Source organism: Pseudomonas sp. KH_021 (genome assembly GCF_057838865.1).
Genome location: NZ_CM174477.1, coordinates 1,544,458 through 1,563,383 on the forward strand (window position 1 = coordinate 1,544,458; position 18,926 = coordinate 1,563,383).

The 18,926-nt window shown below is 56.7% G+C and carries 15 protein-coding genes; all 15 read left to right on the forward strand.

What is annotated here, in order from left to right; all coding sequences use genetic code 11:
- Window positions 1-69: 69 nt before the first annotated feature.
- The 15 genes from mtnA to AC3IX4_RS07310 all read left to right on the forward strand — a co-directional run bounded on the left by mtnA (window position 70) and on the right by AC3IX4_RS07310 (window position 18,877).
- Complete coding sequence (mtnA, locus tag AC3IX4_RS07240; protein ID WP_489259896.1) at window positions 70-1,146, forward strand: S-methyl-5-thioribose-1-phosphate isomerase; 1,077 nt, start codon at window positions 70-72, stop codon at window positions 1,144-1,146.
- A 399-nt stretch (window positions 1,147-1,545) separates the two neighbouring features.
- Window positions 1,546-4,200 carry a DNA gyrase subunit A gene (gene gyrA, locus AC3IX4_RS07245; protein ID WP_489259897.1) on the forward strand — a complete coding sequence of 885 codons (2,655 nt, stop codon included), beginning with the start codon at window positions 1,546-1,548 and terminating at the stop codon, window positions 4,198-4,200.
- 69 nt (window positions 4,201-4,269) lie between these two features.
- Complete coding sequence (gene serC / locus AC3IX4_RS07250; RefSeq protein ID WP_489259898.1) at window positions 4,270-5,355, forward strand: 3-phosphoserine/phosphohydroxythreonine transaminase; 1,086 nt, start codon at window positions 4,270-4,272, stop codon at window positions 5,353-5,355.
- Window positions 5,355-6,449 carry a prephenate dehydratase gene (pheA, locus tag AC3IX4_RS07255; protein ID WP_489259899.1) on the forward strand — a complete coding sequence of 365 codons (1,095 nt, stop codon included), beginning with the start codon at window positions 5,355-5,357 and terminating at the stop codon, window positions 6,447-6,449. Before serC ends, pheA begins: the two co-directional genes overlap by 1 nt.
- Before the next feature lie 24 nt (window positions 6,450-6,473).
- Window positions 6,474-8,708 (forward strand): bifunctional prephenate dehydrogenase/3-phosphoshikimate 1-carboxyvinyltransferase, encoded by a 2,235-nt coding sequence (locus AC3IX4_RS07260; RefSeq protein WP_489259900.1) that lies wholly within the window; start codon window positions 6,474-6,476, stop codon window positions 8,706-8,708.
- The gene (gene cmk / locus AC3IX4_RS07265; protein WP_489259901.1) at window positions 8,705-9,394 is read left to right on the forward strand and encodes a (d)CMP kinase; all 690 of its coding nucleotides are present in this window, start codon (window positions 8,705-8,707) and stop codon (window positions 9,392-9,394) included. The genes AC3IX4_RS07260 and cmk overlap by 4 nt, the downstream gene beginning before the upstream one ends.
- Window positions 9,395-9,514: 120 nt before the next feature.
- On the forward strand, window positions 9,515-11,194 hold the full coding sequence (rpsA, locus tag AC3IX4_RS07270; RefSeq protein ID WP_489259902.1) for a 30S ribosomal protein S1: 1,680 nt from the start codon (window positions 9,515-9,517) through the stop codon (window positions 11,192-11,194).
- A 154-nt stretch (window positions 11,195-11,348) separates the two neighbouring features.
- Complete coding sequence (gene ihfB, locus AC3IX4_RS07275; protein WP_489259903.1) at window positions 11,349-11,642, forward strand: integration host factor subunit beta; 294 nt, start codon at window positions 11,349-11,351, stop codon at window positions 11,640-11,642.
- A 21-nt stretch (window positions 11,643-11,663) separates the two neighbouring features.
- The gene (locus AC3IX4_RS07280) at window positions 11,664-11,891 is read left to right on the forward strand and encodes a DUF1049 domain-containing protein (protein WP_489259904.1); all 228 of its coding nucleotides are present in this window, start codon (window positions 11,664-11,666) and stop codon (window positions 11,889-11,891) included.
- Window positions 11,892-12,078: 187 nt separating this feature from the next.
- Window positions 12,079-13,131 (forward strand): LPS O-antigen chain length determinant protein WzzB, encoded by a 1,053-nt coding sequence (locus AC3IX4_RS07285; RefSeq protein WP_489259905.1) that lies wholly within the window; start codon window positions 12,079-12,081, stop codon window positions 13,129-13,131.
- Between the two features lie 311 nt (window positions 13,132-13,442).
- Complete coding sequence (gene wbpA / locus AC3IX4_RS07290) at window positions 13,443-14,756, forward strand: UDP-N-acetyl-D-glucosamine 6-dehydrogenase (RefSeq protein WP_489259906.1); 1,314 nt, start codon at window positions 13,443-13,445, stop codon at window positions 14,754-14,756.
- Window positions 14,757-14,828: 72 nt separating this feature from the next.
- A complete protein-coding gene (locus tag AC3IX4_RS07295) occupies window positions 14,829-15,782 on the forward strand; it encodes a Gfo/Idh/MocA family protein (RefSeq protein WP_489259907.1) in 954 nt (317 codons plus the stop codon).
- Window positions 15,783-15,934: 152 nt separating this feature from the next.
- Window positions 15,935-16,522, forward strand: coding sequence for a UDP-2-acetamido-3-amino-2,3-dideoxy-D-glucuronate N-acetyltransferase (wbpD, locus tag AC3IX4_RS07300; protein ID WP_489259908.1), 588 nt, complete (start codon window positions 15,935-15,937; stop codon window positions 16,520-16,522).
- Window positions 16,515-17,612, forward strand: coding sequence for a DegT/DnrJ/EryC1/StrS family aminotransferase (locus tag AC3IX4_RS07305; protein WP_489259909.1), 1,098 nt, complete (start codon window positions 16,515-16,517; stop codon window positions 17,610-17,612). Before wbpD ends, AC3IX4_RS07305 begins: the two co-directional genes overlap by 8 nt.
- Window positions 17,609-18,877: a lipopolysaccharide biosynthesis protein gene (locus tag AC3IX4_RS07310; RefSeq protein WP_489259910.1), complete on the forward strand. Its 1,269-nt coding sequence runs from the start codon at window positions 17,609-17,611 to the stop codon at window positions 18,875-18,877. Before AC3IX4_RS07305 ends, AC3IX4_RS07310 begins: the two co-directional genes overlap by 4 nt.
- Window positions 18,878-18,926: the final 49 nt, after the last annotated feature.

The window sequence follows — 18,926 nt, forward strand, 5'->3', positions numbered from 1 at the left end:
ATACCCGAGCGTCTTGATCGGGGGATCGCTATAATCGGCCGCTTTTGATGTCTGAGTACGGGGTGAGGCATGCGCGATCGACTGTTGGCTGCGGAGAAGGTGAAGGCCATCGATTGGCGAGACGGCACCCTTTATCTGCTCGATCAGCGCGCTTTACCCCTTCAGGAGTCCTGGCTGGGCTACACCGATGTGGCCAGCGTGGCCGAGGCGATCCGCCTGATGGTGGTGCGTGGTGCCTCGGCTATTGGCATCACGGCGGCCTATGGCCTGGTGCTGGGGGCTCGCCAGCGTTTTGCCGCCGGTGGAGACTGGTGCGCCGCGCTTGAAGAAGACTTTACCCTGTTGTCCGCATCGCGACCCACGGCCGTCAACCTGTTCTGGGCGCTCAATCGCATGCGTGACCGTCTGGAGCGCCTGAAAAACAGTGACGACCCGCTGCCTGCGCTTGAAGCCGAAGCGCTGGCCATCCACGAAAGTGATCGCGAAGCCAACCTGACCATGGCGCAATTGGGTGTCGACCTGATTCGCAAGTACCAGGGTAATGAGCAGACCCTGCTCACCCACTGCAACACGGGGTCGCTGGCCACCGGTGGTTTCGGGACTGCGTTGGGCGTTATTCGCGGGGCATGGCTGGAGGGGATGGTCGAGCGTGTCTATGTCGACGAAACCCGGCCGTGGCTGCAAGGTTCGCGGCTGACCGCCTGGGAACTGGCCAACGAAGGTATTCCGGTCACCCTCAATGTGGACTCGGCTGCCGCGCACCTGATGAAAACCAAAGGAATAACCTGGGTCATTGTCGGGGCCGATCGCATCACGGCTAATGGCGATGTGGCCAACAAGATCGGCACCTACCAATTGGCCGTCACCGCCATGCACCACGGCGTGCGCTTTATGGTGGTGGCGCCCAGCTCGACCATCGACATGAGCCTGGCCAGCGGCGAGGATATCCTGCTCGAAGAGCGCGACGCCAGCGAACTGCTGGAAGTGGGCGGCCAGCGGCTCGGGGCGGATGTGCCCGTCTTCAACCCGGTTTTCGACGTGACACCCGCCGACCTGATCGACGCCATCGTCACCGAGAAAGGCATCGTAGAGCGCCCAGACACCGCCAAGATGGCGCAGTTGATGTGCCGCAAGCGCCTGCACTGAGATGGCCTCTGTAGGGGGGGCGCATCGGTCTCACATTGTAGGAGCTGGGTTTACCCGCGATGAAGGCGACGCGGTCTTGCCGATGTACCGTGGCGCGGCCATCGCGAGCAAGCTCTGCTCCTACAGTGGTCTGTAGGGGGCAGGGTCCCTGAAGTGCGCCTACCCCTGCTATCTCTCCTTATCGCCAGCCACGCGACGAATGTCGCTCTCACAGCCCTGTTTGTGATAACATCCGGCGGTTTCCAAGGCCGCTCAGTGAAGCGGCCTTCACTGCGCAGATCCATGGTTTAACTCGTTGATTTGTCGTAAGTCGTCGCAGGGCAGTGCTCGCGGCGGCGAGCTTCGTTCGTCCCATATGGATGTGACGAGGTTTCACCAGAAAAAGGAATCAGGCTTCTCATGGGCGAACTGGCCAAAGAAATCCTCCCGGTCAATATCGAAGACGAACTGAGACAGTCCTACCTCGACTACGCGATGAGCGTCATTGTCGGGCGTGCACTGCCCGATGCGCGCGATGGCTTGAAGCCCGTGCATCGCCGCGTTCTGTTTGCGATGAGTGAGCTGGGTAACGACTGGAACAAACCGTACAAGAAATCGGCCCGTGTGGTCGGTGACGTAATCGGTAAGTACCACCCGCACGGTGACACTGCGGTCTACGACACTATTGTGCGTATGGCCCAGCCGTTCTCCCTGCGTTACCTGCTGGTCGATGGCCAGGGCAACTTCGGTTCGGTCGACGGCGACAACGCCGCAGCCATGCGATACACCGAAGTGCGCATGACCAAGCTTGCGCACGAGTTGCTGGCCGACCTGCACAAGGAAACCGTCGACTGGGTGCCCAACTACGACGGCACCGAGCTGATCCCGGCGGTCATGCCGACCAAGATTCCCAACCTGCTGGTCAACGGTTCCAGCGGTATCGCCGTGGGCATGGCGACCAACATCCCGCCGCACAACCTCGGTGAAGTCATCGACGGTTGCCTGGCGCTGATCGACAACGCCGATATCTCGATCGATGAACTCATGGAGTTCATCCCCGGCCCAGACTTCCCCACCGCCGCCATCATCAATGGCCGCGCCGGTATCATCGAAGCCTATCGCACCGGTCGCGGCCGCATCTACATGCGCGCCCGCTCCACCGTCGAAGACATCGACAAGGTCGGTGGCCGCCAGCAGATCATCATCACCGAGCTGCCTTACCAGCTCAACAAGGCACGCCTGATCGAAAAGATCGCGGAGCTGGTGAAAGAGAAGAAGCTTGAAGGCATCACCGAGCTGCGTGACGAGTCCGACAAGGACGGCATGCGTATCGTGATCGAGCTGCGTCGCGGCGAAGTGCCAGAGGTCATCCTCAACAACCTCTACGCCCAGACCCAGCTGCAAAGTGTGTTCGGCATCAACATCGTCGCCCTGATCGACGGCCGTCCGCGCATCCTGAACCTCAAGGACCTGCTCGAAGCCTTCGTGCGTCACCGCCGTGAAGTGGTGACCCGTCGCACCGTGTTCGAGCTGCGCAAGGCGCGTGAGCGCGGGCACATCCTTGAAGGCCAGGCCGTTGCGCTGTCCAACATCGACCCGGTGATCGCGCTGATCAAGGCTTCGCCGACCCCGTCGGAAGCCAAGGAAGCGCTGATCAGCACGCCGTGGGAATCCAGTGCGGTAATGACCATGGTCGAGCGCGCCGGCGCCGATGCCTGCCGCCCTGATAACCTCGACCCGCAGTTCGGCATGCGCGATGGCAAGTACTTCCTGTCGCCAGAACAGGCGCAAGCCATTCTGGACCTGCGCCTGCACCGCCTGACCGGTCTTGAGCACGAGAAACTGCTGGCCGAGTACCAGGAGATTCTCAACCAGATCGGCGAATTGATCCGCATCCTCAGCAGCGCCGAGCGCCTGATGGAAGTGATCCGCGAGGAACTGGAGCTGATCCGCGCCGAATACGGCGATGTGCGTCGCACCGAAATCCTCGATGCGCGTCTGGACCTGACCCTGGGTGACATGATCCCGGAAGAAGAGCGCGTAGTAACCATTTCCCACAGCGGTTATGCCAAGACCCAGCCGTTGGCGGCCTACCAGGCCCAGCGTCGCGGTGGCAAAGGCAAGTCTGCTACCGGCGTCAAGGACGAAGACTACATTTCCCATCTGTTGGTCGCCAACAGCCACACCACGCTGCTGCTGTTCTCCAGCAAGGGCAAGGTGTACTGGCTCAAGACCTACGAGATCCCGGAAGCTTCCCGTGCCGCGCGTGGTCGCCCGCTGGTGAACCTGTTGCCGCTGGGTGAAGGTGAGTACATCACCACCATGCTGCCGGTCGAGGAATACACCGAAGGGCACTTCATTTTCATGGCCACCGCCAACGGTACCGTGAAGAAGACCCCGCTGGAGCAGTTCAGCCGTCAGCGCAGCGTTGGCCTGATCGCACTGGAACTGGACGAAGGCGACATCCTGATCTCTGCCTCCATCACCGATGGCGAGCGCGAAGTCATGCTGTTCTCCGACGCCGGCAAAGTGACCCGCTTCAAGGAATCCGACGTACGTGCCATGGGCCGTACCGCTCGGGGCGTGCGGGGTATGCGCCTGGCCGAAGGCCAGAAGCTGATCTCCATGATCATCCCGGAAGAGGGCAGCCAGATCCTGACCGCCTCCGAGCGCGGCTTCGGCAAGCGCACCGCGATCAGCGAGTTCCCGGAATACAAGCGTGGCGGCCAAGGTGTAATCGCCATGGTCAGCAACGAGCGTAACGGCCGCCTGGTAGGCGCCGTGCAGGTACTCGACGGGGAAGAGATCATGCTGATCTCCGACCAAGGTACCCTGGTGCGCACCCGTGTTGGCGAAGTGTCGAGCCTGGGTCGTAACACCCAGGGCGTGACGCTGATCAAGCTGGCCAGCGACGAGACCCTGGTGGGCCTGGAGCGCGTGCAGGAGCCTTCGGATGAAGGCGACGAGCTGGAAGGTGAAGAGACTTCAGGCGAGTTCGATGTCGATGCCGATGTGGTTGCCGGTGACGAGCCGCAGCCCGAGGCCGGTGCCGACGAAGAAACCCCGCAGGAATAATGTAATAGCGCTAATGCCCGTGGCCGCTGCGGCTGCGGGCTTGTGAACATGAGCAGAGCGAGAGTGGATGTGAGCAAACGAGCCTTTAACTTCTGCGCAGGCCCTGCTGCGCTTCCTGAAGCCGTGCTGTTGCGTGCCCAGGCCGAAATGCTTGATTGGCATGGCAAAGGCCTGTCGGTCATGGAAATGAGCCACCGCAGCGACGAATACGTGGCCATTGCTGAAAAGGCCGAGCAGGACCTGCGCGACCTGCTGAATGTTCCATCCAACTACAAAGTCCTGTTCCTGCAGGGTGGCGCAAGCCAGCAGTTCGCTGAAATCCCGCTGAACCTGCTGCCTGAAGCCGGCACCGCCGACTACATCGAAACCGGCATCTGGTCGAAAAAAGCTATTGAAGAGGCTCGCCGCTTCGGCAACATCAATGTGGCTGCCAGTGCCAAGCCTTACGATTACCTGGCCATTCCTGGCCAGAACGAGTGGAACCTGACCCCAGGTGCTGCCTACGTTCACTATGCGTCCAACGAAACCATCGGTGGCCTGGAATTCGACTGGGTTCCAGAGACGGGCGACGTCCCGCTGGTGGTCGACATGTCTTCGGACATTCTCTCGCGCCCGATCGATGTGTCGCAGTACGGCCTGATCTACGCCGGCGCACAGAAAAACATCGGCCCGAGCGGGCTGGTGGTGGTGATTATCCGCGAAGACCTGCTGGGCCGTGCCCGCAGCAGTTGCCCGACCATGCTCAACTACAAGGTCGCGGCCGACAACGCCTCTATGTACAACACTCCGGCCACTTACTCCTGGTACCTCTCGGGCCTGGTGTTCGAGTGGCTCAAGGAGCAGGGCGGCGTCGAGGCCATGGAGCAGCGCAACCGCGCCAAGAAAGATCGCCTGTACGGTTTCATCGACAGCAGCGACTTCTACAGCAACCCGATCGCCCATAATGCCCGCTCCTGGATGAACGTACCGTTCCGCCTGGCTGACGAGCGTCTGGACAAAGCCTTCCTGGCCGGTGCCGATGCCCGAGGCTTGCTGAACCTCAAGGGCCACCGTTCGGTGGGTGGCATGCGCGCCTCCATCTATAACGCCCTGGGCCTGGATGCTGTCGAAGCACTGGTCGCCTATATGGTCGAGTTCGAGAAGGAACACGCCTGATGTCTGAACAAGAGCTCAAGGCGCTGCGCGTTCGCATTGACAGCCTGGATGAAAAGATCCTCGAGCTGATCAGCGACCGCGCCCGCTGCGCCCAGGAAGTTGCCCGGGTGAAGATGGCTTCGCTGGCTGAAGGCGAAGTGCCGGTGTTCTACCGCCCTGAGCGTGAAGCCCAGGTGCTCAAGCGTGTCATGGATCGCAATCCTGGCCCGTTGGACAACGAAGAGATGGCACGGTTGTTCCGTGAAATCATGTCTTCCTGCCTGGCCCTGGAGCAGCCGCTGAAAGTCGCTTACCTGGGGCCAGAAGGTACCTTCACCCAGGCAGCGGCCATGAAGCATTTCGGTCACGCCGTGATCAGCAAGCCGATGGCCGCGATCGACGAAGTGTTCCGCGAAGTGGCGGCGGGTGCCGTGAATTTCGGCGTTGTGCCGGTGGAAAACTCCACCGAGGGTGCGGTCAACCACACCCTGGACAGCTTCCTTGAGCACGACATGGTGATCTGCGGCGAAGTCGAGCTGCGCATTCACCACCACCTGCTGGTCGGTGAAAACACCAAGACCGACAGCATCAGCCGTATCTACTCCCATGCCCAGTCGCTGGCCCAGTGCCGTAAGTGGTTGGACGCGCATTACCCGAACGTCGAGCGCGTTGCTGTTTCCAGCAACGCCGAGGCGGCCAAGCGCGTCAAGGGTGAGTGGAACTCCGCGGCGATTGCTGGCGATATGGCCGCTGGCCTGTATGGCCTGACTCGCCTGGCTGAGAAAATCGAAGACCGCCCGGACAACTCCACGCGCTTCTTGATGATCGGTAATCAGGAAGTACCGCCGACCGGCGACGACAAGACCTCGATCATCGTTTCCATGAGCAACAAACCGGGTGCGCTGCATGAGCTGCTGGTGCCATTCCATGACAACGGCATCGATCTGACCCGCATTGAGACCCGGCCTTCGCGTAGCGGTAAATGGACCTACGTCTTCTTCATTGATTTCATGGGCCATCACCGCGATCCGTTGATCAAGGCCGTGCTCGAGAAGATCAGTCAGGAAGCCGTGGCACTCAAGGTGCTGGGGTCTTACCCGAAAGCGGTTCTCTGAGGCGATTAGCAATGAGCGATTTCTGTGGTTGATGCGATTGCAGTAGAGCCTGTCGTAGGGCGTCTGGTAGTGGTTGGCCTGGGCCTGATTGGCGGCTCGTTCGCCAAGGGCCTGCGTGAAAGTGGCCTGTGCCGTGAAGTGGTGGGCGTCGATCTGGATGCCCAGTCGCGCAAGCTGGCGGTTGAGCTGGGCGTGGTCGACCGTTGCGAGGCCGACCTTGCCGCAGCGTGTGTCGGTGCGGACGTCATCCAATTGGCGGTGCCGATCCTGGCCATGGAAAAGCTCTTGGCCAAACTGGCTGCGCTGGACCTGGGCACGGCCGTGCTCACTGATGTCGGCAGTGCCAAGGGCAACGTAGTGCGGGCTGCGCGCGAGGCTTTTGCCGGGCGCCTGTCGCATTTCGTGCCGGGGCACCCGATTGCCGGCTCCGAGCAGAGCGGGGTGGAGGCCTCCAATGCCACCTTGTTCCGTCGTCACAAAGTCATTCTGACGCCGCTGGCCGAAACCGATCCTGCTGCATTGTCGGTGGTTGACCGGTTATGGCGCGCGTTGGGCGCTGATGTGGAACACATGCAGGTCGAGCGCCACGATGAAGTGCTGGCGGCGACCAGCCACCTTCCGCACCTGCTGGCGTTCGGGTTGGTCGACTCGCTGGCCAAGCGCAACGAAAACCTCGATATCTTCCGCTATGCCGCAGGGGGTTTCCGCGATTTCACGCGTATTGCCGGCAGCGACCCGGTGATGTGGCACGACATCTTCCTCGCCAACCGCGAAGCGGTGTTGCGCACGCTCGATACGTTCCGTAGCGACCTGGATGCGCTGCGTGAGGCGGTCGATGCGGGCGACGGTCACCAACTGCTGGGGGTGTTTACCCGAGCGCGGGTGGCGCGGGAGCACTTTGGCAAGATTCTGGCTCGTCGGGCTTATATGAGCGCCAAGGATTCCTCCAATCTGGTGTTCCTGGCTCAGCCGGGCGGCCAGCTATCCGGCCGCATTCGCGTGCCGGGTGACAAATCCATTTCCCATCGCGCCATCATGCTGGGCTCGCTCGCCGAGGGCACGACTGAGGTCGAAGGGGTGCTGGAGGGCGAAGACGTCTTGGCTACGCTGCAGGCGTTTCGCGACATGGGAGTGGTCATCGAGGGGCCGCATCATGGGCGGGTGACCGTTCATGGCGTGGGCTTGAAAGGCTTGAAGCCGGCCCCGGGAGCCATCTATGTCGGCAATTCCGGCACCTCGATGCGCCTGTTGGCAGGGCTGCTGGCCGCCCAACCCTTCGACAGTGTACTCACCGGTGATGCCTCGCTGTCCAAGCGACCCATGGACCGGGTAGCGGCCCCTCTGCGACAAATGGGCGCCGTGATCGAAACCGCTGCTGACGGTCATCCACCCTTGACCATTCGCGGTGGCCAGGCCCTCAAGGGCATCGATTACTCAGTGCCAATGGCCAGTGCTCAGGTCAAGTCCAGTGTGTTGCTGGCGGGGTTGTACGCCGAGGGCGCTACCCGCGTGACCGAGCCTGCGCCCACCCGCGATCATACCGAGCGTATGCTGCGCGGCTTTGGCTGCCCGGTATCGGCGCAGGGTTCGACGGTTTCGCTGACCAGTGGTCACGCGCTGAGTGGGGCGCGTATCGAAGTGCCGGCCGATATTTCTTCGGCCGCCTTTTTCCTGGTGGCGGCCTCGATCGCCGAAGGCTCGGAGCTGGTGCTCGAGCATGTCGGCGTCAACCCGACGCGCACCGGAGTTCTCGATATTCTTCGCTTGATGGGCGCAGACATCACCCTGGAAAACCCCCGTCTGGTCGGTGGCGAGCCGGTTGCCGACATCCGTGTGCGATCGGCGCAGCTTCACGGTATAGAGATTCCAGAGGCGCTGGTGCCGTTGGCGATCGACGAATTCCCCGTGCTGTTCATCGCCGCGGCCTGTGCCAAGGGGCGAACCGTGTTACGGGGCGCGCAGGAGTTGCGGGTCAAGGAATCGGATCGTATTCAGGTCATGGCCGAGGGTTTGCAGGCATTAGGCATTAGCTGCCAGCCGACCCCGGACGGTATCATCATCGAAGGTGGTAAGCTTGGCGGCGGTGAAGTTCATGGGCATGGCGATCACCGTATCGCCATGGCATTCAGTGTCGCGTCCCTGCGGGCGTCGGCCCCCATTCGCATCCATGACTGCACCAACGTTGCTACCTCCTTCCCCAACTTCCTGGCGCTGTGCGCCGAAGTGGGACTTCGTGTTGCAGAAGAGGGCAAGTCGTGAAAGAACAAGCGCCGGTCATAACGATCGACGGACCTAGCGGTTCCGGCAAAGGCACCATCGCAGGCATGTTGGCCAAGCGGTTGGGGTGGAACCTGCTCGATTCTGGGGCCCTCTACCGTTTGCTGGCGTTCGCTGCCCGCAATCATGGGGTCGATCTGACCAATGAAGAATTGCTCAAGGCGCTCGCCGCTCATCTGGATGTTCAGTTCATTGCCGCCGACGGCAAGGACCCCCAGCGGATCATTCTGGAGGGCGATGACGTCACCCAGGACATCCGTAACGAGACCATCGGAGCGGGAGCCTCCCAGGTAGCTGCATTGCCCGCGGTGCGTGATGCCTTGCTGCAGCGCCAGCGCGCGTTTCTGGAGGCGCCAGGCCTGATTGCAGACGGCCGCGACATGGGCACGGTGGTTTTTCCTGCCGCCCCGCTGAAGATTTTCCTCACGGCCAGCCCTGAGGAGCGAGCACGTCGCCGATACTTGCAGTTGAAGGCCAAGGGCGATGATGTTAGTCTGTCGAGTCTGCTAGATGAGATTCGTGAACGCGATGAGCGTGACACCCAGCGAGCTGTCGCACCGCTGAAACCGGCGCCCGACGCCATTCAGCTGGATTCGACGGAGCTGTCCATCGAGCAGGTGTTGGAACGCATCGAGAGCGAAATCGCCCTGCGCGATATCGCCGGATGAACAAGGACGCATGCAGGGGACCAGTCAAAGTCCTGCATGCTTTCTTTTATATGAACGAAACCCGCATTGTCTGGAGTGCGGCTGATGGGCGTATGTTTCGCCCTAATTACAGGAATTAAAATGAGCGAAAGCTTTGCAGAACTCTTTGAAGAAAGCCTGAAAACCCTCAACCTTCAACCAGGTGCGATCATCACCGGTATCGTTGTCGATATCGACGGTGACTGGGTTACAGTCCACGCTGGCCTGAAGTCCGAGGGTGTCATCCCGCTCGAGCAGTTCTACAACGAAGCTGGCGAACTGACCATCAAGGTCGGTGACGAAGTTCACGTTGCGCTGGACGCGGTCGAAGACGGCTTTGGCGAAACCAAACTGTCCCGTGAAAAAGCCAAGCGCGCCGAGTGCTGGATTGTTCTGGAAGCAGCTTTCGCCGCCGAAGAAGTTGTCAAGGGCGTTATCAACGGTAAGGTTAAGGGCGGCTTCACTGTCGACGTTAACGGTATCCGTGCGTTCCTGCCAGGTTCTCTGGTTGATGTCCGCCCAGTGCGCGACACCACCCACCTGGAAGGCAAAGAGCTGGAATTCAAGGTCATCAAGCTCGACCAGAAGCGCAACAACGTTGTCGTTTCCCGTCGCAGTGTCCTGGAAGCCGAGAACAGCGCCGAGCGCGAAGCTCTGCTGGAATCCCTGCAGGAAGGCCAGCAAGTCAAAGGTATCGTCAAGAACCTCACCGACTACGGCGCGTTCGTGGACCTGGGTGGCGTCGATGGCCTGCTGCACATCACCGACATGGCCTGGAAGCGTATCAAGCATCCGTCGGAAATCGTCAACGTTGGCGACGAGATCGATGTCAAGGTTCTGAAGTACGATCGCGAGCGTAACCGCGTATCGCTGGGCCTGAAGCAACTGGGCGAAGACCCATGGGTTGCTATCAAGGCACGTTACCCAGAAAGCACTCGCGTCATGGCGCGCGTCACCAACCTGACCGACTACGGCTGCTTCGCAGAGCTGGAAGAAGGCGTGGAAGGCCTGGTACACGTTTCCGAAATGGACTGGACCAACAAGAACATCCACCCTTCGAAAGTCGTACAAGTCGGCGACGAAGTGGAAGTTATGGTTCTGGACATCGACGAAGAGCGTCGTCGTATCTCCCTGGGCATCAAGCAGTGCAAGTCGAACCCATGGGAAGACTTCTCTGGCCAGTTCAACAAGGGCGACAAGATCTCCGGCACCATCAAGTCGATCACCGATTTCGGTATCTTCATTGGTCTGGACGGCGGCATCGACGGTCTGGTTCACCTGTCCGACATCTCCTGGAACGAAGTGGGCGAAGAAGCCGTACGTCGCTTCAAGAAGGGCGACGAGCTGGACACCGTCATCCTGTCGGTTGATCCAGAGCGTGAGCGCATCTCCCTGGGCATCAAGCAGCTGGAAGACGATCCGTTCTCCAACTACGTTGCTGTCAACGACAAAGGCGCTATCGTTACCGGTACCGTTAAAGAAGTTGACGCCAAGGGCGCTGTAATCACCCTGGCTGAAGACATCGAAGCTACTCTGAAAGCCTCCGAAATCAGCCGTGACCGCGTTGAAGACGCGCGTAACGTTCTGAAAGTTGGCGAGCAAGTAGAAGCCAAGATCATCAGCGTTGACCGCAAGTCCCGCGTTATCAGCCTCTCCATCAAGTCGAAAGACGACGCTGAAGAGAAAGAAGCTATCCAGAGCCTGAAAGCTGCTCCGGAAGGTGCTCCAGCCGATACCACCATGGCTGCACTGCTGCGCGAAGCAATGGCCAAACAGAACTAAGTTCTGCTGGATCATGAAAAAAGGGCGACTTCGGTCGCCCTTTTTTGTCCCTGCGTTTTTTCGCCCCCGCCGATATTCGCCCTGTTCAAATCCCTCCGAGCATGCTAAAACCATGGAAGCGCTTTCCTAGCTGCTTGATAAAGAAGGGAAAAATATGACGAAGTCGGAATTGATCGAACGTATTGTCACCCATCAAGGGCTGCTCTCATCCAAGGATGTGGAGCTGGCCATCAAGACCATGCTTGAGCAAATGGCCCAGTGCCTGGCCACCGGAGACCGAATAGAAATTCGTGGCTTTGGTAGCTTTTCGCTACACTACCGCGCGCCGCGTGTAGGACGGAACCCAAAGACCGGGCAATCCGTCAGCCTCGATGGAAAATTCGTACCTCATTTCAAGCCGGGGAAGGAGTTGCGGGATCGGGTGAATGAGGATGAGCACGAAGATTAATTCGTTTAAAGGGAGATTTTTGTGCGTAACCTGAAGCGCTTGGTTCTTGTTGTTTTTTTGCTCCTGATCGTGGCCGCAGTGCTGCTTTTTGTCTTGGAAAATCAGCAGCCGGCATCTTTGGTGTTCCTGGGTTTTGCGTTGCCTGTGTTGCCGCTCTCGGTTTTTGTGCTGCTAGCGTTAATTGTTGGGCTGGCGGTGGGGCCAATGTTGGTACTTCTGGGTCGAGTATCTTCGCTAAAGCGTCGTTGAGTGAGATTGCGAAGGGTCTTCTTGCGTAATGTCGCAGTAATTCTTAACTGCGTCGGAAAAGTTTTGTAAGATGATTCTTGGGATCAATTCGCTGGATAGGTGCTGCTCAAGCAGCGGTTCATGTGCGAGATATTTGCAAGCTTCGACATTAAAGAAGTTGCTCCGACCAGAAAAAGGTTAATCATAAATGCAGGGAAATTTAGGTGTCGGATCGGCGAGAAGTGAGATCGATCTGGTTGAGCTGATACGAGCACTTTGGCGTCGCAAGGTTTTTATTCTGGGTATTGCTGTGCTTGGAGCGTTGCTTGGGCTCATATATGTCCTGGTGGTGACGCCGGTGTATGAGGCGAAGGGGCTTGTCATTGCCCCAACCCAACATAGCATCGCCGAGCTGAATAACGGTCGGACCAAGGAGACCGGTCTAGCCCCTGTCACGGTTGCAGCCGTCTACAAAGTATTCACGCGAAACTTAAGTTCGGAAATACTGCGGCGACGTTTTTTTGAGGAGCATTTCCTGCCTTCGCTGAGTGCTGAAGACCAGAAAAAATCCGCGAATCTATTGTACGGCGATTTATCGCGAGCCCTAGTCGTGGCCGCGGTCGACAAAAATAATCCTGATCGTTATTCCGTGGTCGTCCGGTATCCTGACCCCGCTGTTGCCGAGAAATGGGCGCGGCTATATATCGAACAGGCGGGCGTTTCTGCCACCAAGGAAGTGGTCGAAAATGCGATGCGTGAAACTGAGGTCCGGGCCAAAAATCTGACACAACAGATCAACACTCTGCGTGAAACAGGTCGAAAAGTCCGCGAGGATGAAATCGTCCGCCTTCGTGAAGCGCTGCGTGTCGCCCAAGCGATAGGCTTGCGTGAACCTCCCTTGATCACTGGCAGGCTTTCGAGTGAAGTGTCAGCTGAAATGGGGGGGGATTTGACATATATGCGCGGTTCCAAGGCGCTTGAGGCAGAGCTCAGAAATCTGGAAGAGCGTCAGTCTGATGATCCGTTCATCGACAGTCTCAGAACGCTCCAGTCACAGTATTCGTTTTACAAGAATCTGGAAATCGACCCTTCGAAGGTTTCGGCTTTCCGCTTTGACGGTCCGATTGATGTGTCGGATGCACCGATCAAGCCCAAGCGTGTCCTGTCTGTGATCGGTGGGGGATTCTTGGGGCTGATCCTGGGTCTGCTGATTGCTTGTGGGGCCCATTTGCTGACTGTTCCCGCACGGCGAGCTGGCTGAGACCTTCTCTGTTTGATTCTATTCGAGTTCAAGAATAGTGGCAGAAAGCTTCGATTCTGACATCACAGAGCGATGCAAGCGCATCGCTCTTTTGTTTTGAGTCGGGTGAACGGGAGGCGGCAGCCTGGAAAGTCGGTAGCTGTGTGCGGCGAGGGAAGATATGATACGGCTCACTCACGGGTGCTTGCCAATCGCATGTTCAAGGTGCTCGGATAGGCAGGCGGTCTGGTTGCTGTCGACGGTACGCACCACGGTAGGCGATATCGACAAGCCAGTCGGTTATTCATGATTTTATAGTTGGAGTATTAGGGATGTCGCTGCACAAGCAAGCCAGCGTAGAGAAATTCAAAAGCAGGAAGGCTCTGATCGGAATCGTTGGGCTTGGTTATGTCGGCTTGCCGCTAATGCTTCGCTATAACGCTATCGGTTTCAATGTGCTGGGTATTGATATCGATGCCAATAAGGTGGCTCGCCTGAATAAAGGTGAAAGCTACATTGAGCACATCAGTGCGACAAAGATCAGTGCCGCCCGTAATAGCGGTTTTGAAGCAACGACTGATTTTTCTCGCGCCGCAGAATGCGATGCGCTGATTCTCTGCGTTCCTACCCCCCTGAACAAGTATCGCGAACCCGACATGAGCTTCGTGATTAATACAACGGACGCGCTCAAACCCTACATGCGCGCTGGTCAGGTTGTTTCTCTGGAGAGCACCACTTACCCGGGCACGACGGAGGAAGAACTTCTCCCCCGTGTGCAAGAGAGTGGGTTGGTTGTAGGTGAAGATATCTTTTTGGTTTATTCGCCGGAGCGTGAAGATCCGGGTAATCCAGACTTCGAGACTCGCACAATTCCCAAGATTATCGGCGGTGACACAGCTGCTTGTCTTGAGGTCGGCATTGCCTTGTATGAGCAGGCTATTGATGAGGTTGTATCAGTCAGTTCCACTAAAGCTGCTGAGATGACCAAGCTCCTCGAAAATATACATCGCGCCGTAAACATTGGCTTGGTCAACGAAATGAAGATCGTTGCCGACCGTATGGGTATCGATATCTTCGAAGTGGTTGATGCCGCCGCGACAAAACCCTTCGGTTTCACTGCTTACTATCCTGGGCCCGGCCTGGGTGGACACTGCATTCCCATCGACCCCTTCTACTTGACCTGGAAAGCCCGTGAGTACGGTTTGCACACTCGTTTCATCGAGCTTTCCGGTGAGGTGAATCAGGCAATGCCTGAGTACGTGGTTGGTAAATTGATGGATGGGCTGAATAACCACGGCAAGGCACTGAAAGGCAGCAAGGTCTTGGTCCTGGGTATTGCCTACAAAAAGAATGTCGATGATATGCGAGAGTCTCCTTCGGTGGAGATTATGGAATTGCTTGAGGCTAAAGGGTGTGTGGTTGCCTACAGCGACCCGCACGTACCAGTATTCCCAGTGATGCGCGAGCACAGCTTTAAGTTGAGCAGCGAACCGTTGAATGCTGAAAACCTTGCCAGTTTTGATGCTGTCGTGCTAGCTACAGATCACGACAAATTTGATTATGAATTGATCAAAGCATCGGCGCGCCTGATCATTGATAGCCGCGGTAAGTATCGTGCTGTTGCCGAACATATTATAAAAGCCTGATTACAACGAGAGTGGCCCGGTTCGACGCCTCCGCGCGGTGCCGGGCAGCTTGACAGAAGGATGTTTCTTTCCATGAAGAATTTCGCTCTTATCGGCGCTGCTGGCTATATCGCTCCGCGGCACATGCGCGCTATCAAGGATACTGGCAATGTGCTGGTGTCTGCATACGATATTAATGACTCGGTCGGCATCATCGATAGCATCTCACCTGAAAGTGAGTTTTTCACTGAGTTCGAGCGTTTCCAGGAACACGCCTATCGTATCAAGCGAGACGCTGCTACAGCGCTGGACTATGTGGCTATTTGCTCTCCGAATTACCTGCATCACGCTCATATCGCTGCAGGCTTACGGTTGGGCTGCGACGTCATTTGCGAAAAGCCATTGGTCCCGAGTAGCGCGATTCTGGATGAACTGGCGTTGATCGAAAAAGAAACCGGTCAGCGGATCTACAATATTCTCCAGCTTCGTCATCATCAGGCAATTCTTGACCTGAAAGCAAAAGTTGCCCAGCAGCCGCGTGAGGAAAAGTATGAGGTCGAGTTGACCTATATTACGTCGCGGGGCAAATGGTACATGGAGAGCTGGAAAGGTGATCCTCGCAAGTCGTTTGGCGTGGCCACCAATATCGGCGTGCATTTTTATGACATGTTGCACTTCATCTTTGGTGCCTTGCAGCGCAATGTTCTCCACTACGCTGATAACTACAAGGCTGCCGGATATCTCGAGTATGAAAATGCTCGCGTTCGGTGGTTCTTGTCGATTGATGCGAACGATCTGCCGGACGTTGTAAAGGGCAAAAAGCCAACCTACCGCTCGATCACGGTTGATGGCAATGAAATAGAGTTTTCCGAAGGGTTTACGGACCTCCATACCGTTAGCTATCAGGAAATTCTAGCGGGCAGAGGCTATGGAATTGAAGATGCGCGTCACTGTGTTGAAACGGTAGAAACTATCCGCGCTTCTAGCCCGCAGGATCCCGCTCCCGGTGAGGGGCATCCCTTTCTCAGCACGCTGAAACCCGTTTGATGCGGTAGCGCAGGCGCACTGATAAGCGATACGGACTAGCGATTCCCCCGTATCGTATGGTGATGCAGATGATACTTCAAACGTAACCAGAGTCTGAATGAGCACTGTGGCTCATGTTTCATACGAAATCTTAATGGAAGAGAGGGAAGGCCTTGCATACTCAGCATCCTAGCGCGATCGTCGATCCCGGCGCGATCATTGGTGAAGGCACGCGAATTTGGCACTTTGTACATGTGTGTTCCGGCGCCCGCATCGGGAAGGGTGTATCCCTAGGGCAAAATGTTTTTGTAGGAAACAAGGTTGTCATTGGGGATAACTGCAAGGTCCAGAATAATGTGTCGGTTTACGACAATGTGACCTTGGAGGAAGGGGTGTTTTGCGGCCCAAGCATGGTTTTTACCAATGTTTATAATCCACGTTCTTTAATTGAACGAAAAAGTGAATATCGCAATACGCTCGTCAAGCAAGGTGCCACATTAGGGGCTAATTGCACTATTGTTTGTGGCGTGGAGATTGGTGAGTTTGCGTTTGTTGGCGCGGGTGCGGTGGTTAACAAAAGCGTTCCTGCCTATGCGCTGATGGTTGGGGTGCCGGCTCGCCAAATTGGCTGGATGAGTCAATATGGTGAGCAGCTCGATCTGCCACTGACGGGGGACGGTGTCGTCTTATGCCCGCATACTCACGAACGCTATATTCTTTCTGCGGGTCGGGTGACCCGAGAGGCAGCCAGTCATGATTGAGTTTATCGATCTCAAGTCTCAGCAATTGCGCATCAAAAAACAATTGGATGAGGCCATTCAGCGTGTTTTAGCGCATGGTCAATATATTCTCGGCCCCGAAGTCAATGAATTAGAAACACGCTTGGCCGCCTTCACCGGTTCTAAATATTGCATCACCTGTGCTAACGGTACTGATGCCTTGCAGATCGCGTTGATGGCACTCGGTGTAGGTGTTGGTGACGAAGTGATCACGCCGGGCTTTACCTATATCGCTACCGCAGAAACAGTCGCCTTGCTTGGAGCAAAGCCTGTTTATGTCGACATTGATCCCCGCACATACACCCTCGACCCGAGCCTTCTCGAGGGGGCGATCACGGCCAAGACTAAGGCGATCATCCCTGTTTCTCTGTATGGGCAATGTGCGGACTTCGATGCGATCAATGAAATTGCCGAGCGGCATGGCATTACGGTCATCGAGGATGCTGCACAAAGCTTTGGTGCTACTTACAAAGGCCAACGGTCCTGCAACCTCAGTAGTATTGCCTGTACCAGTTTCTTCCCGAGCAAGCCTTTGGGCTGTTATGGCGACGGCGGTGCCATTTTTACCAATGATGAGTCACTGGCCAAAGTCCTTCGGCAAATTGCCCGGCACGGACAAGAGCGGCGTTATCATCACGTCCGCGTAGGGGTCAATAGCCGACTGGATACCTTGCAGGCGGCCGTTCTTCTGGAGAAGCTTGAGATCTTTTCCGATGAAATTCTGGCACGGCAGAAGGTAGCAGATGAGTACAGTCGTCTTCTTGCCTTGGCAGGTTTCACGGCCCCGTTTGTAGAGACCGTCAATACCAGTGTCTATGCTCAATACACACTGTGTGTCGAGAATCGTGACCTTGTTCAGCAGCGCTTGCTCGAGCGTGGCGTGCCAACGGTTGTTCACTACCCGGTTCCTCTGAATAAGCAGATTGCGGTCAGTGACGCTGAGGCTTATTTGCCTGTCGGTGACCAAGTGGCAGAAAAAGTATTAAGTCTTCCTATGCACCCTTATTTGGAATTATCGGAGATCGAACGTATAGTTTCGATGCTGGTAGAAGTTCGTGAGTCGATTAATTGATTCGTAAACTGGCGATTACATCGTACTGGCGAGATATCGTGCTTCAGGCTTCAGGGAATAGCATCGCTCAAGTCATTGGCGTGATCGGTATTCCCTTGTTGTCACGGCTTTATACGCCCGCAGACTTTGCTGTTCAGAATATTTTTTTGCAGCTCGTTATGTTTCTTGCGGGCGTCATGACGTGGCGTTACGAGTATTTTTTTCAAATGCTCAGATCGCATGATGAGGCGCGCTTGTTGCTGCGCAGCATCGTCAGGATGGGTGTCCTGACGGGTGTCGCGTATACGATTATTCTTTATGCTTCGCTGCAGCGATGGGACACTGCATTTATTCCACCGGAATATCGCTCTTACCTGCTGCTAGCGCCGCTGACGGCCCTATTTGTTTCTTTAGCCCTGGCGCTCCAGCACAATATGCAGCGTCGAGGCGATTTTCGGGTGTCCGCAGTTTCTGAGGTATTCGGAAAGTCTTCCTATGTGGCAGCTGGGGCCGGCCTGAGTGTCATCGGAGGCGCCGGGCTGGTTGTCACGACCTTGTTTAGCGCTGTGGCGAAAGTGGCGTACATCGCGTGTTATTCAAAAGATCTATTACTGGAGAGAGGCGGTCGTAGTTCTCAGGCACATCCTTTGAAGTCGCATCGCAGCGGTGCGAATGCCATGGTGGTCTCGCACCTTTTACTTACGGTCAGTACAGCGGCCCCCATTTTCTTTATTTCCTATCGCTTTGGCGCCGAAGTGCTGGGGCAGTTCACCATGGTCATGACGACTATCTTCTTGCCGTCAGGGCTGCTGGGACTTGCGATAGGTCAAGTTTTCTATCAGCGCGCTGCGGCGAGCTCGAATGACCCTGCTATTGTGCTTGGGCTATGGTTAAGCACATTGAAGCGATTAGCGACTGTTGGCTTCCCTATTTATTTGGTCGCGGCAGTGCTATCCACCTTTATCTATCCTCTGGTTCTAGGCGGGCAATGGGAGGAGGCAGGACGCTACGCACAAGTGTTTTCGATAGCTGCATTTTTTGCTTTTATCAGCACGCCGTTAGACCGAGTGTCTCTGGTACTGAAGATTTCTTACTATCTGCCTGCATTGCATACCATACGATTGCTGTTCTCAGTGGGGACCTTTTGTCTTGCGCTGTATTTTGACCTGTCATTCATGCAGTTTTTGCTGATACACACGGCGCAGATGTCGGCCGTTTATGCACTCGATTTATTAATGGGGCGTTACTTTCTTGTGAGGGCCAGAGGGGCGAGTCGTGCGGTATGAGGCTTGCAATGTTCTTGTGTTCTAATAATTTTGTTTGCAACAAGGACGT